The organism is Porphyromonas vaginalis (genome assembly GCF_958301595.1).
Classification (GTDB): Bacteria; Bacteroidota; Bacteroidia; order Bacteroidales; family Porphyromonadaceae; genus Porphyromonas; species Porphyromonas vaginalis.
Genome location: NZ_CATQJU010000001.1, coordinates 2128031 through 2140812, shown reverse-complemented (window position 1 = coordinate 2140812; position 12782 = coordinate 2128031). Strand labels below are relative to the sequence as shown.

The window sequence follows — 12782 nt, the reverse complement described above, 5'->3', positions numbered from 1 at the left end:
ATCTCTCTACCCTACTATTCCAACGATTAAGTCTACAAGCGATGAAACGACTATATAGTCTCCTCCTAATCCTGCTCAGCACACTACTCCCAGCTTTAGCTCAAAACACCAAAACATTGGCCGAGCGTGACACGATCAGCCGCGAGGTTACCGTGGTGAGCGACAAGGTGAGACAGATCGATGACACCAATCCTATCTTTACCCCGATACCTCTGACGAAGCCTCAGATCGAGCGCTACAACCCAGCGACGCCTCGCTCCACGAGAGACTTCACGCCGACCCTTTCGCCAGCACCGACGCCTCAGCTGTCGGGCTTTGCCCGTGAGGTGCCTCAGCCGTACAATGGCATCATGGCTCGTCTCTTTGGAGGCTATGCACCAGCTTTCGGTGGGGATCTGGCGGGGCAGTGGCACTTTGGGAGCCAGCACAATGTCCTCTCGCTCGATCTGACGCATCGGTCGGAGCTTTTCTCGCTCAGCAAGAACGGACCTAACCGCTCCGTGCATGGACCTATGGACCAGTCCGATCCAGACTATCACTACCTTGAGGAAGTTCCCCGACAGACGGAGATGTACCGCCACGCTACCGAGGGAGTCCTAGGCTACAGCTACCACTGGCGAGAGAGCATGATCAAGCTGCAGGGAGGCATACGCAGTCATATCTTTGCGCATACGCCTACGCAGCAGAGGATGCAGATGAACGAGATACCCCTACTGGACCGCACTGGCTGGCAAGATGCACTGCGCGAGTACAGTCTGACGGGACGCATAGACAACCTCCAGGCGCAGAACTGGTCTTTTGACCTTGGCGCACGCTACGCCTTCCTATCCCACTCACTACCCAGCCCAGCCCAAAGAGATCTCATTGCAAGCGAGCACATGCACGTGATAGACGCCGATGGAGCTACAGCTGTGCAGCTCTCTGACGACTGGTCTCTCGGACTAGGTGCCGATATGCGTATCCGCACGGGCCAGCCGTCACAGCTCTTCCTCCTAGGGGCGCACCCGCAGTTCCGCTATCGTGGGTTCGTTAACTTTGCCGATCTAGACTTTTCAGGCGGTGTGGGCGTAGACTTAGCCAACCAAGAGGTTTTGGTCTACCCAGAGGTTCGCCTGTCGCTCTCTGATCAGAGACGCTGGGAGTGGTACCTGCAGGCGTCGGGCGGGCTACAAGATGTCAACCCCTTTGACTACCTAGCTCGCATACCAGGCATCATGCTCAACGCACTGCCTAGACCTGAGCGTCAGCAGCTCGCCTCTCGCACAGGAGTCAAGCTCCAGCTCGGCTCTGGCACCTACGAGCTGTACGGCGGGTACGATCATTACGCTCGCACTTACGGCTTCAACCTCCTACCCTACTACGCTGGCGAGGAGCTTTACGGCTCATGGCTACAGTCGCAGCGCAACGAGTACACGAAGCTCGACATCTTCTACGCGGGTCTAGACCTCTCTACCGTCATTGCAAAGGTCTGTGAACTGAGCCTCGGAGCGCAGTTTAACCGTCTTGCCAACTACTCATTCCGTGTCCCCAAGCCTTACTTCCAAGGCTATGCGAAGTTGGCCGTTCGTCCTACCAAGCGCCTAGACCTTCGTGGGGTGGTCTACTACGACACCAGTCTCACGACCAAGATCCTGCACCCCGCCCAAGCTCCCAAGACCGGGCTTCGCGAGGGTGCCGCTAGGGGTTCGCTCACAAGGCTCACCGCTGAGGTGACGGCGCAGTACCGCTTGACCAAGATGTGGACGCTCTTTGCCACCTTCGACAGTCAGCACTACGGACTAGGTGCTTACGACATGTCGCAGCCTTACAGCGGGCGCATCGGGGTACAGTTTAACTGGTCCGCATTATAATTAAGGAGTAATATGATGAATCAAGCAAAGAGTGGCGGCTATAAGTTTCTAGCCATCAAAGACCGCAACTGCCTACTCGGGAGCAATGGCGAGATCGCTCTGGAGGACCGCGAAGCTCTCCTAGAGGTGCAGGAGGAGTACGCCCTGCGTGTGGCGGTCGCCAGCGAAGCGCCTATGAGTAGTCTCCTGAATATCTCGGAGCAGCTGCAACTACCGCGCAACAGCGGCTACATCATCTCCCATCTAGGCGCACGCATTCACAACTGTCGCACGGGTCGTGAGCTAGCCTCTCGTCCTCTGCGTGCTGAGCAGCTCACGCATCTCTATGAACTGGTCGATAGCGACTACACGCTCGCACTCATAGGCGAGAAAGCACTCTACGCTACCAAGACCCATCAGCCACGTATCCTCCAGCTCGCTAAGCTCTGGAGCATGCCGATCCTAGACTTGACCAAGGGGGATGAGCCCTTCAAAGCTCCCGCCGAGCCGATCTTTAGAGCTATCATCTTAGCCAGACAAGATCGCCTGGCTAAGCTGAGCGACCAGCTCAACGCAGCACAAGGCTTGACCGCTACCCTCTACGATGAGCCGATGAATGAGCTTTCGATCGTAGCCTCTGGCGTCAGCCTGCGAGGAGCACTCGACTTTATCCTCGATCGACTAGACCTCAATCAGCAAAACATCATCGCCGTCGGCACCACCCTAGAGGATGTTGCCATGGTACAGCGTGCTGGACTGGGCGTAGCTATGGCAAACGCTCCCGAGCCACTCAAGAGTTGCGCCGACTACATCACCACCTCTTGCGATGCTGCGGGCTTAGCCCACATGATCACCAAGCAGATCAAGTTGCGCTACGACGGAGTTCCCTTTGACCCAAAAGATGCCAACGAAATCATGCCCAATACGCTCATGGGCACGCTCGGTATGCGCTGCACAGAGATAGCCCGTGGCTATGTCACAGGTACGATGCCCGTGGACAATCGTACGAGACAACCCATGGGTATACTGCACGGAGGAGCTTCACTAGCCTTTGCCGAAACCCTCGCGGGACTAGGATCTGTAGCCATCGCCAACGAAGGCGAGATACAAGTCGGCATGCAGGTGAGTGGCTACCACGTCTCCTCGACAGTCGTCGGAGACACCGTGCGCGGCGTCGCTACGATACTCCACAAAGGGCGCAGCACACATGTCTGGAACGTAGACATCTACTCCACCCAGAGTGGCAAGCTCATCTGCACTTGCCGTGTCATCAACAGTATCATCAAGCAGCGCTAAGCATCGGCACACGCTATGAGCCAACTCCTAGAGCGATTTCTCCGCTACGTAAAGGTGCACACCACCTCCGATCCGAATAGCCCGACGAAGCCCTCGACACCCTGTCAGTGGGACTTGCTCCACCTGCTTCACACGGAGCTAGAGACGCTACAGATCCCCGCTACTTGCTACGATGCAGGCTATCTGATAGCACAAATCCCTGCCACTGCTGGCTACGAAAAGGTGCCCCGCATCGCACTCCTCGCTCATGTAGACACCTCGCCCGAAGCTCCTGGCGAAAAGGTCTCACCCTGTCTCCACCCCAACTACGACGGCAAGCCGATACAGCTCAAGGGCAGCATACTAAGTCCCAGCGACTACCCCGACCTGCTGCGCTATGTGGGGCATACGCTCATCACGAGCGACGGGACGACGCTCCTCGGAGCTGACGACAAGGCGGGCGTCGCCATTTTGATGACCCTTGCTGCGGAGCTTCAGAGCAAGCCCGAGCTAGCGCACGGACCTATCGCACTAGCCTTCACGACAGACGAAGAGGTCGGGCGAGGACTAGAGTCCTTCGACGAGAGTCAGCTTCAGGCGACCTATGCCTACACCATCGACGGAGGACTTGAGGGCGAGTTTGAGTACGAATGCTTTCACGCAGCCTCTGCACGCATCACCGCTACAGGACACAACGTCCACCCAGGCAGTGCCTACCACACGATGCGTCATGCCCTCCAGTCACTCATCAAGCTCGACTACAGACTAGGTTACACGAGCGAGCGACCCGAGGTGACCCAGGGACGGGAAGGCTTCCTGCACCTATGCCACATGTCGGGCGATGTCTCGTCCGCAACCGCTGAGTACATCATCCGCGACCACGACCGCCAGCTCCTAGAGCAGCGCATAGCACGCATCCAAGAGGTAGCTCAGCAGGTCAACGAAGAGCCACACGCCGCACAGCTTGCGATCGAAGTCTCTTACCAGTACCGCAACATGTACGACTACATCGCTCCGCACCCAGAGGTCATCGAGCACGCTATCGCAGCCTACGAGGCGGTCGGTGTCAAGCCGATCATCCAGCCGATACGTGGCGGTACCGACGGGGCGGTTCTCTCGGAGCGAGGCATCCCCTGCCCCAACATCTTCACCAGTGGGGGCAACTTCCACTCCCTCCACGAGTACTGCTCGCTCGATGCCATGGAGCGCTGCCTCGCCATCGTGACGCAGCTAGTTCGTCGCTACGCCACATCGCAGGCCTTAGACTAAGAGCCAACGCATTAAATCTGTAGCCCGCTAGTAGGTCTCCCCTCCTACCAGCGGGCTACATTCTTTTTTAGCAGCCCCTTATTACAATAAGGAGCTGTCAAAGACTTCCTCTTTCTCACAAGAAAGATAGACATAGATAATAATATAGTCAATGATCCTTTTTGTAAAGGACCATTGACTATACCATCATTGGGAGACCTTTGCACAGAGGTCTCGGTCAGCTTTGAAAAGTTATTTAAAGCTGTATTTGGAATACACATCCGTGTCAGACTCTCTATGATATAGAGCCTTACAATCGTCTATGATATCCTCTGTACCAAACCCTTGAATGGCTCGGCCCATTAAGAACGAGACCGTATAGTCGTTCCAGTCTTTGCCTAATGACGATGCCTTCACCGCTCCTTCATTGAGGTACTTCCACATTTCCGCTTCACTGATGTATTGCAACCAATAACACCATTTTGCCAAGCTCACCAGTCGGCATACGTCCCAAGCATACGTGGAGGTTGTGGTCCGGACTTGAGCCAAATCCGTTTTTAGCCCGTCTGCTATCAAAGTCTGCAGCTCAATAAGTTCCTCGGAAGAACCTCTTTGAGCAAGGACTTCGTCCAATTCCGTACTCCGCTCTAAATTAAGGAGAGCGTTTAGCGTCTCTAGAGCATCTTCCCGACCATTAATGCTCCATTGTTCTTGAAGCCCGGTCTTGTATACATTCATATTATCATCGGTGATAATACTAAGGATGTCCTCACTGCGATAACAAGACAAGATGGCTCCAAATACCAGTAACCTTTTCTTTTCCTCGGTGAGCGGTGTTTGAGGATGAGAAGCCAAAAAGGCTTTCAGGTTTTTCTTAGCAATGAGCCGAGACACGATTTCAAACACGATAAAAGCAATAATCAAGACAGCGACTATTGCCACGATGATTTTCCAGATCATACAAGTATTATTTTGAAGTTAAACATAAGTCTATTATATCATATTTCCTACTTATCCACATGCTTCCCCATCATTTCTTCTACAGAAAGACAGAACCCGATCTCTTGGTAGATTTCAAGCAATAGGTCTTCGTTTAAAGATGTTTTCCCGCTAAGGCGAAGAAATCCTTTTGGCATATTGGAGGCATAATAAAATGTATCTCCGCTAAAGGAGAGCATCAAGTCATGAGTAAAGGAACAACGAAGAGCGGTAAGTTTCTTCATCATTGCCGGGGTCAAAATCATACGGGCTTCTACCTCGTCATCGGCATATACGGTAAAGAGACGTTCAAACTCGGGGTCTTCCAAATAAACAAACTTTGCTTTATGTCTCTCCCTCAGTTTTTGTATCGTCAGAGCGAAGTAGCCCAACTTATCCTCCAAATGGTCGGGAAGCAGCATAACAAATCCCCTGCAAGTTCTTGGAAGACGGCAGTAACCAAACATTCCCCTAAAGCTGAACATCGTGCTCTCTACTTGTGCGCCCCACATCGGACTGAAAATCGCCCGACAGAGGAGCCTAAAGGATCTCCATGGTTTAGTATTCTGTTCATTTGTTGCGGTTACTCCTATATCGGCTATTGTCAATGCTTGATGCTGAGTTGGGAAACTCAATGCACCGTAACTTGCCACTTGCAGAGTACCCTCCGACCTATTTGGGGTTCCGAATAGTCTGCTTGCCCGAATATCGGACACCTTTACTTCTTTTGTCGGAGAATAATTTGCATCCGGAAATAGCTGGTTGATAACTTGCCCCATTACTTTTTCCTCTTTCTGCTTCAGTACATTTAGGCATAAAGAGAACAGCGTATTGAGGACCACAAAGGCGACAAAGAATATGACGACATACGTTGCCGTTATTTGTGAGGTTTCATAATTGCCCGCATCAACGATATACCTTCCGAATATAGTGAATGCAAGCCAAAGCAGAGCCAAAGGGTAAACGGAATAAATGAGAAGCCTAACAATCTTACGCCACATAGCTATGTGGGTTAGTTGCCCTCTCATTTGTTGAGCGACAATCTTGAAGTCAATCAAGTGGTCTTCTTTCATCATTTATCCGAAAATCTCCTTGATATGAATGTCGCCCAACTCACTTTCAGGAATTCGTATCAAAGCTTCTTTCCCAAGATGTTTTCTTGAAGCGATGTATGAAGACGGGAACATTTCTACGGCATTGTTATAATCCGTTACGGTTGCGTTATAAGTTCGGCGTATAGCCTGCAATTCGTTCTCCATATCCGTTATCTGATATTGGAGATAGACAAACTGCTCATTGGCTTTGAGATCCGGATTACTCTCAACAACGGCCTTAACTTGTTTGAGAAGAGCGGAGATTTCTGTCCCGTCCTTGATTTGTTCTGCTTCGGGGGCTCCGTCTGCTCGAGACCTTAGTTCGGCTATGCGGGTAAGGATTTCATTTTCGTGTCCCATATACGCTTTAAGAGATGCTACCAAATTGGGTATAAGGTCATTTCTCTGCTTGAGTGCCACACAAATGCCACTCCGGCATTGTTCCACCCTGTTTTTCTTGGCAATGAGATTATTAGAGGTGATTATACCCCAAATCAGTATAAGCACAGCTATTGCGATAAGGACACTCCCGGCAATTATTGATGCAGTCATACAAATTCTCTTGTCTCAATGATTATTTCTTAGTACTCTTGTGGTCTTCATAGTGGCGTCGTACTCTGTCCATACCCCCGAACGTTCTCCATCGGCATACTGTCCCTCTACAACCAAAATCGGATTTCCGTTGCGCAAAACTTCTTCTTTGTACGCCCCATGTAGCACGCCCATGCGATAAGTTCGTGTGACTTTGCTTTCAACGCCATCTCCCTGTTTCGTGAGTTTCCACTCGACCCCGTCTTTCTTCCCATTCACCCAACGGGTCTCAAGTATTTGAGCACCGTTTTGGCTGTCATACCGCTTCTCAAAGCCGTTTTCCACACTTTCCTGGTATTCTTTCTCCAAATCCAAACGACCGTCTTTGAAATAGGTTTTTACACAGCCATCGATTTTACCCTTCTTCATAGGGGTAATCTTGCTGACAGTTTTGCCGTCTTGGTAGTACTCCGTGAACACCCCATTTCTTTTCCCCTGGTCATACGCTCCCGTTTCTCTCAGTACACCATCCCGATAGCGGTGGTACTTGCCATCCATCAGTCCGTTAGAAAAGGAAATAGTCTCTTCGTCAAGCCCCCGCTTGATACGCCACTCTCCCTGCAAGGGTTTTCGGCTGTCCTTTTCGAAATAAACTGTCGTATTGTTTTCGCCCGATAGGGGTAAGAGTTCATCGCTTAGAATCACCTTTTGAGCCGATACCGAAAGGCTCAGCAACAGCGAGAAGAAAAAGAGAATATATCGATTCATATTATAATAGAATGCCCAATTATTTAATTGGTTACTTTTGCTTCATTGCCTGTTTAATAAACGTGAAACTATGTGCTTCGCTTCCTTTGTCCTTTCTTGCTTTAAGTTTCTCTGCTCTCGAGCATATAAGAAAATATCCGGCCTCTTTTATCAAGAGGCAAGAGCATACACAGATACTCAGTGGCAAAGATAGAGTTTTTTTGCGATACTCTGACCAAAACAATGGATAAAAACAAAGACCTACATCATTACCGATGAAGGTTTCTGTTGACATAGTTCTCACTCAGTATTCTCTGTTTATGTCTGAGAGCCGATAGAGGATTTTCCCTGCGATTTGGGTGTAAGGGATAATGCCCTTATCCCGATAGTCTTGCAGGGTGCGAGGGGAAAGGAACAGTCTCTCGCAAACCTCCCGTCCTGTGAGGTAGATTTCACCTTCAAAAAGAGGACGATGAGTTTGAGCGATACTTCTCACTCGATTCGTCAAACCTTTAATGCCAGAGAAGCGGCGAAGCGGACCTTTGTCCTCTCCTGAAATAGTACACAGTTGGGAAGCCAACCCCAACAACTATGAAAGAAGAAAAAAGTAACCGAGGACGAAAGGGATATCCCCTAGATTTCAAGTGGAGAGTCATTGATGACCTCCTAGCCACTGGCGAGAGCATCGCCACGACCAGCCAGCGCTACGGCATTACCACACGCACCATTCGAAATTGGTTGCGTACCTTTGGAGTAGAGTTACCCAACCAAAGCAGCAGTAGCACTATGAGCAAGACAAACAAGAACAAAGACGTAGATCCAGAGTACGCAGAACTCAAGCGCGAAAACGCTCGCCTCAAAGCAGCCCTCTTCCAGGCTGAGAGCAAGGCCTTAGTCAATAAGACACTACTCGAAGAGGTCTTGAATCGCTACCATATTGATCTAAAAAAAAAAGACCGATTTGCAGCCGTGAAAACGCTTGAATCCGCCAAAGTGAGAGGTCAAAAGCTCTCCATAACCTACCTTTGTCAGCTACTAGAAGTCAGCCGCAAAGGCTACTACAAGCACACCTTCACCGAGCAAGACGAAGATGTCAAAGTAGCCTCCGTCCTACACTATTGCCAGTATGTGCGCGGTCAACTCCCCAAAGCAGGCGTAGACACCCTCCAGCAGTGTGCCAACGAATACTTCAAAGGGACCTTCCAAGTAGGTCGCGACTGGCTATACAAAGTATTAGGAGCCAACGACATGCTACTGAGAAGTCGCAAGCGCAAGCGTCCACCCCAGACGACCAAGGGCGTGGTCAATCACGGCTTCCAAGACCACCTGAACACCACCCCTAAATACATCGCCACAGACCATTGCCGGCTCACCGTCTCAGACATAACCTACGTCAAATGTTTAGGTGGCTTCGCATATCTCTCCCTGACGATGGACGCTTATAGCCGCATCATCACCGGCTTTGACCTGCAGCCCACGCTCTCCACAGAGGGCCCCTACAACGCACTAAGACAGACCGTTGACTTCTACCAGAAGCATGGCTTTGACCTCAAAGGGCTCATCTTCCATAGCGACCGAGGCTGTCAATATGTCTCCAAGCAGATGACCGACTACGAGGCCAGCCTAGGCATCGTAACCAGTGTCACCCAGACAGGCAACCCTCTCCACAACGCTATGGCAGAGCGACTTAACGGGATCATCAAGAACGACTGGCTCTACAACTTCGAGGATAAGCCCATAGATCAAGTTCGAGAGATCCTCTCGCAAACGATTGCTCTCTATAACACAGCGCGTCCTCATCGAGCCATCAACAAGAAGACTCCGATGCAGATGCTCATACCAGATTACCCCAACCCTATAACCACACAACCCTCTAAGAAACAGACATCTAAGAACAATTCACCAAAAGCTCCGAGCCTCAAATCTCCGAGCTCATGCCGCTTAACTCCACACAAAGACCTATCTTTGTGTACCTCCGCAGTAAAAACGACCACAAGTCGTGTACCCCAGCAAGAGCAAAACTAACAAATGAGTACACTCACAGGACTAACAAAAATGACCCGAGTACCATCTCAGTAATACCTTCCCAACTGTGTACTTTTTTCAGGAAGAGGACACTTCCGAGAGTTTTCCAAAAACTTTCCAGCCTTGGAAAATAAAATTTCCAAGGGAGGAAAAATAAATTTCCAAGGGAGGAAAAGAAGTTTTCCAACGCTGGAAAGTTTCTTTTCCAACGCTGGAAAACTTCAGTTCCATGGGAAGGAGCCCGTCAAGCTCCCCTAAATGCTTATTTGAGACTGTCGCAGAAAGGCGAATCGCTGTGTTGCTTTCGGGATTCGGCTTCGGTCACATACGGAGGTATGCTCCCTTCAGACCTCACCCTCAGCGCCTTGCGCTTCATCCTTTCTGCAAAGTCTAGACAATCTTGCTAGCAAGATTGTGAGACTGTTGACTTAACAGTCTCTATTTAGTATGGCCTAATTTGCTACCTTTGCAACGATGAATGAGAGAGAGATAGAGGCTACTGATCAAGCCGAAGACAATAAGCGCACGCAGGATCTGCGCACGCAGCCGATCCCCAAGCTACTGCTGCGGTATGCTATACCTGCTGTGGTGGGTACGGTCGTGCAGGCGCTGTACAACATCGTGGACACGATCTTCATCGGCCAGGGTAGTGGCGAGCTGGGCATCGCTGCGGTCTATATTGGCTTCCCATTGATTATCCTCCTCGTCGGCTTCAGCATGCTCGTGGGGACGGGTGCCTCTGTGGGCGTATCGATCGCTCTAGGTAGGCGGGACTCGGATCGTGCGGATCGTATCCTGAGCAATGCGGTCTATCTGACCTTTAGCTTTTACATCCTCGCGGTAACCCCCTCGATGATCTTCCTAGAGGATATCTTGCGACTCATCGGGGCGAGTGACAATATCATCCCCCTAGCAAAGGACTACCTCCACATCTATCTGCCAGCTATCATACTGAGCAACCTGACCTACGGGTACAACAATGTGATGCGTGCATCGGGCTACCCAACGAAAGCGATGATTACGATGATCATCGGAGCTGTGATCAATGTGGTGCTGGACTACTTCTTTATCATGCACTTCGGATGGGGTGTCAAGGGCGCTGCCTGGGCAACGGTAATTGCGATGTTCTGCACGATGGTCTTCGTGCAGTATCACTTCTTCCAGCGCAAGAGCGTGGTGCGCTTCAAGCGTCAGAATATGAAGCCCTCGGGCTCGATCCTCCTATCGATCATCAGTGTCGGTATAGCTCCCTTTGCGATGCAGGTAGCGGGCAGTGCCGTTAGCTTTGTGCTCAACCATAACTTCGCGCGCTTTGCTAAGACTGTGGCTGAGGCGGATCTATCCATAGCGACCTACGGTATCATCAATAACTACACGACACTCATCGCACTCACTATCATCGGAGTAGCGCAAGGCATGCAGCCTATCGTGGGGTACAACTATGGTGCGGGACATATCGAGCGGTCACTGAGCTGCTACAAGCTCGCCGTCGGGGTCAATACGGTCATCTCTATACTAGGCTTTGCGACTGCCATGCTGCTACCGGAGCAACTCTTTATGCTCTTCAACGCGTCGCCTGAGTTGATCGCGATAGGTCAGCGCGCCATTCGAATAGTCTTCTGCGTCTTCTTCGTTGTGGGCTTTCAGATTACCACCTCACAGCTCTTCCAGAGCCTTGGTCTGAGCCGTCAGGCTATCTTCATCAGCTTGACACGTCAGATCATCTTCCTCCTACCTGCACTGCTGATTCTCCCCCACTTCTACGGCATCGATGGCGTCTGGTATGCGATACCTCTGGGTGATCTCTTGGCGACGGTCGTCTCGGGCTCGATGATTATCTACTACTTCAAGAAGTGGACTAGCGAGCAACCTTCACCCTTAGTGTAAGACCTTCTAAATATGCACGTACTCCTCTACACGCTCTTCATACAGCTCATAGGTATCCTCTACCTCGTGTGGCGTGGAGGGCAGGCGGTGCCTCGTGGCTGGTGGCGACGGTCACTGCGTGGGGTGCTACTGGCCGACCTGCTCTTCGTCCTTGTGGTCGTTTTGCTACGTCATCAGCTCTCATCGGCGTTGCTCACCTTTAGCATCGTCTTCGTCTGCTCGTGGGCTTTCGTACTCCTATATATAGTACCGCTGGCACTCCTGATCAATGGCGGACGACTGCTCTACAAGCGCATCACGGGACAAACGCTTCGCGCACGGCTCGGCGACACGGTATACCAGCGAGCTAAGTGGGTTCTCTTTTTCGTAATGGTAGCAATCTCAGCTCTGATTCTTATGTATGGCTACCAGCAGGCTGCGACACCGCACATAGTGGAGCATAAGGTGGAGCTGACCAAGCCGCTTGGTGCTGATCGGGAACATCTGCGGGTGCTCTTCGTGTCGGACCTTCACTTTAGCGAAACGATCGGCCGACCCTTTGCAGAGCGGCTCCTAGAGCTTTACAAAAAGACAGAGCCAGACCTCATGCTCGTAGGTGGGGATATCTTCGACTACTACCCCGACCCCGCATATCTAGACAGCATCCCCGAGATCATGCAGCAGATCACCCCGCCACTGGGCTGCTACTACGCACTGGGCAATCACGAGTACCGCTCCGATATGGCAAAGAAAAAGGCCTGGATCAAGCTCGTCGGGGGCATCCTCCTCGTGGACTCTATTGCAACGCCTGGCGGAGCGGTGACGCTCATCGGACGGGATGACTACACGCAGCGTGGGCGGGCTACGCTTTCCGAATTGGTCCACCAGATACCGCAAGAGAGCCAGCAACTGCCGCGCATCCTCTTCGAGCATCAGCCGAGACAGTTAGACAGCCTCGCAAGCAACGGCATTGACTTGGCACTCTATGGACATACACACGATGGACAAATCTTCCCCTTCACCCTACTGGTGCGTGCTTACTATCCGATAGCGCACGGATTCACTGAGCGATACGGTACGCCTGTCTACGTCTCTAGTGGATATGGTGCTGCGGGGCCGGCGATGAGGCTTTTTACCAATAGCGAGGTGGCGGTCTTCGATTTGTACAGCAATAGCAAGCAATAAGACC

General features: G+C 51.5%; 10 protein-coding genes and 1 pseudogene. 6 read left to right on the top strand and 5 right to left on the bottom strand.

From position 1 onward, the window contains the following. The first annotated feature begins 41 nt into the window (after positions 1 to 41). The 3 genes from Q2J34_RS08330 to pepT are packed head-to-tail and all read left to right on the top strand — an operon-like array spanning position 42 to position 4373. A complete protein-coding gene (locus Q2J34_RS08330; RefSeq protein WP_300969965.1) occupies positions 42 to 1850 on the top strand; it encodes a hypothetical protein in 1809 nt (602 codons plus the stop codon). Positions 1851 to 1862: 12 nt separating this feature from the next. After that, complete coding sequence (locus Q2J34_RS08325; RefSeq protein ID WP_300969963.1) at positions 1863 to 3125, top strand: HAD hydrolase family protein; 1263 nt, start codon at positions 1863 to 1865, stop codon at positions 3123 to 3125. A gap of 15 nt (positions 3126 to 3140) precedes the next feature. Continuing rightward, complete coding sequence (gene pepT, locus Q2J34_RS08320) at positions 3141 to 4373, top strand: peptidase T (RefSeq protein ID WP_300969962.1); 1233 nt, start codon at positions 3141 to 3143, stop codon at positions 4371 to 4373. A gap of 231 nt (positions 4374 to 4604) precedes the next feature. On the opposite strand, the gene Q2J34_RS08315 is transcribed toward pepT, so the two are convergent. The 5 genes and pseudogenes from Q2J34_RS08315 to Q2J34_RS08295 all read right to left on the bottom strand — a co-directional run bounded on the left by Q2J34_RS08315 (position 4605) and on the right by Q2J34_RS08295 (position 8261). Further along, on the bottom strand, positions 4605 to 5312 hold the full coding sequence (locus Q2J34_RS08315; protein ID WP_300969959.1) for a DUF1266 domain-containing protein: 708 nt from the start codon (positions 5310 to 5312) through the stop codon (positions 4605 to 4607). Positions 5313 to 5359: 47 nt separating this feature from the next. Further along, on the bottom strand, positions 5360 to 6406 hold the full coding sequence (locus tag Q2J34_RS08310; protein ID WP_300969957.1) for a DUF3137 domain-containing protein: 1047 nt from the start codon (positions 6404 to 6406) through the stop codon (positions 5360 to 5362). Further along, positions 6407 to 6976, bottom strand: a complete 570-nt coding sequence (locus tag Q2J34_RS08305) for a LemA family protein (protein WP_018027751.1) — start codon at positions 6974 to 6976, stop codon at positions 6407 to 6409. 15 nt (positions 6977 to 6991) lie between these two features. Next, positions 6992 to 7723 (bottom strand): toxin-antitoxin system YwqK family antitoxin, encoded by a 732-nt coding sequence (locus Q2J34_RS08300; protein ID WP_300969954.1) that lies wholly within the window; start codon positions 7721 to 7723, stop codon positions 6992 to 6994. 248 nt (positions 7724 to 7971) lie between these two features. Then, positions 7972 to 8261 (bottom strand): annotated as a pseudogene (locus Q2J34_RS08295) (helix-turn-helix domain-containing protein). A 32-nt stretch (positions 8262 to 8293) separates the two neighbouring features. Between Q2J34_RS08295 and Q2J34_RS08290 the strand changes: the two are divergent. The 3 genes from Q2J34_RS08290 to Q2J34_RS08280 all read left to right on the top strand — a co-directional run bounded on the left by Q2J34_RS08290 (position 8294) and on the right by Q2J34_RS08280 (position 12778). Continuing rightward, positions 8294 to 9727, top strand: a complete 1434-nt coding sequence (locus Q2J34_RS08290) for an IS3 family transposase (RefSeq protein WP_300969099.1) — start codon at positions 8294 to 8296, stop codon at positions 9725 to 9727. 474 nt (positions 9728 to 10201) lie between these two features. After that, entirely contained in the window at positions 10202 to 11614 is a 1413-nt protein-coding gene (locus Q2J34_RS08285) for an MATE family efflux transporter (protein WP_300969953.1), read from the top strand. Positions 11615 to 11626: 12 nt separating this feature from the next. Further along, positions 11627 to 12778, top strand: a complete 1152-nt coding sequence (locus tag Q2J34_RS08280; RefSeq protein ID WP_298887413.1) for a metallophosphoesterase — start codon at positions 11627 to 11629, stop codon at positions 12776 to 12778. Positions 12779 to 12782: the final 4 nt, after the last annotated feature.

Coding starts and splice junctions, on each gene's coding strand:
- Q2J34_RS08315 (WP_300969959.1), bottom strand. CDS start 5,312: ATGATCTGGAAAATCATCGTGGCAATAGTCGCTGTCTTGATTATTGCT.
- Q2J34_RS08330 (WP_300969965.1), top strand. CDS start 42: ATGAAACGACTATATAGTCTCCTCCTAATCCTGCTCAGCACACTACTC.
- Q2J34_RS08305 (WP_018027751.1), bottom strand. CDS start 6,976: ATGACTGCATCAATAATTGCCGGGAGTGTCCTTATCGCAATAGCTGTG.
- Q2J34_RS08310 (WP_300969957.1), bottom strand. CDS start 6,406: ATGATGAAAGAAGACCACTTGATTGACTTCAAGATTGTCGCTCAACAA.
- Q2J34_RS08280 (WP_298887413.1), top strand. CDS start 11,627: ATGCACGTACTCCTCTACACGCTCTTCATACAGCTCATAGGTATCCTC.
- pepT (WP_300969962.1), top strand. CDS start 3,141: ATGAGCCAACTCCTAGAGCGATTTCTCCGCTACGTAAAGGTGCACACC.
- Q2J34_RS08300 (WP_300969954.1), bottom strand. CDS start 7,723: ATGAATCGATATATTCTCTTTTTCTTCTCGCTGTTGCTGAGCCTTTCG.
- Q2J34_RS08285 (WP_300969953.1), top strand. CDS start 10,202: ATGAATGAGAGAGAGATAGAGGCTACTGATCAAGCCGAAGACAATAAG.
- Q2J34_RS08325 (WP_300969963.1), top strand. CDS start 1,863: ATGATGAATCAAGCAAAGAGTGGCGGCTATAAGTTTCTAGCCATCAAA.
- Q2J34_RS08290 (WP_300969099.1), top strand. CDS start 8,294: ATGAAAGAAGAAAAAAGTAACCGAGGACGAAAGGGATATCCCCTAGAT.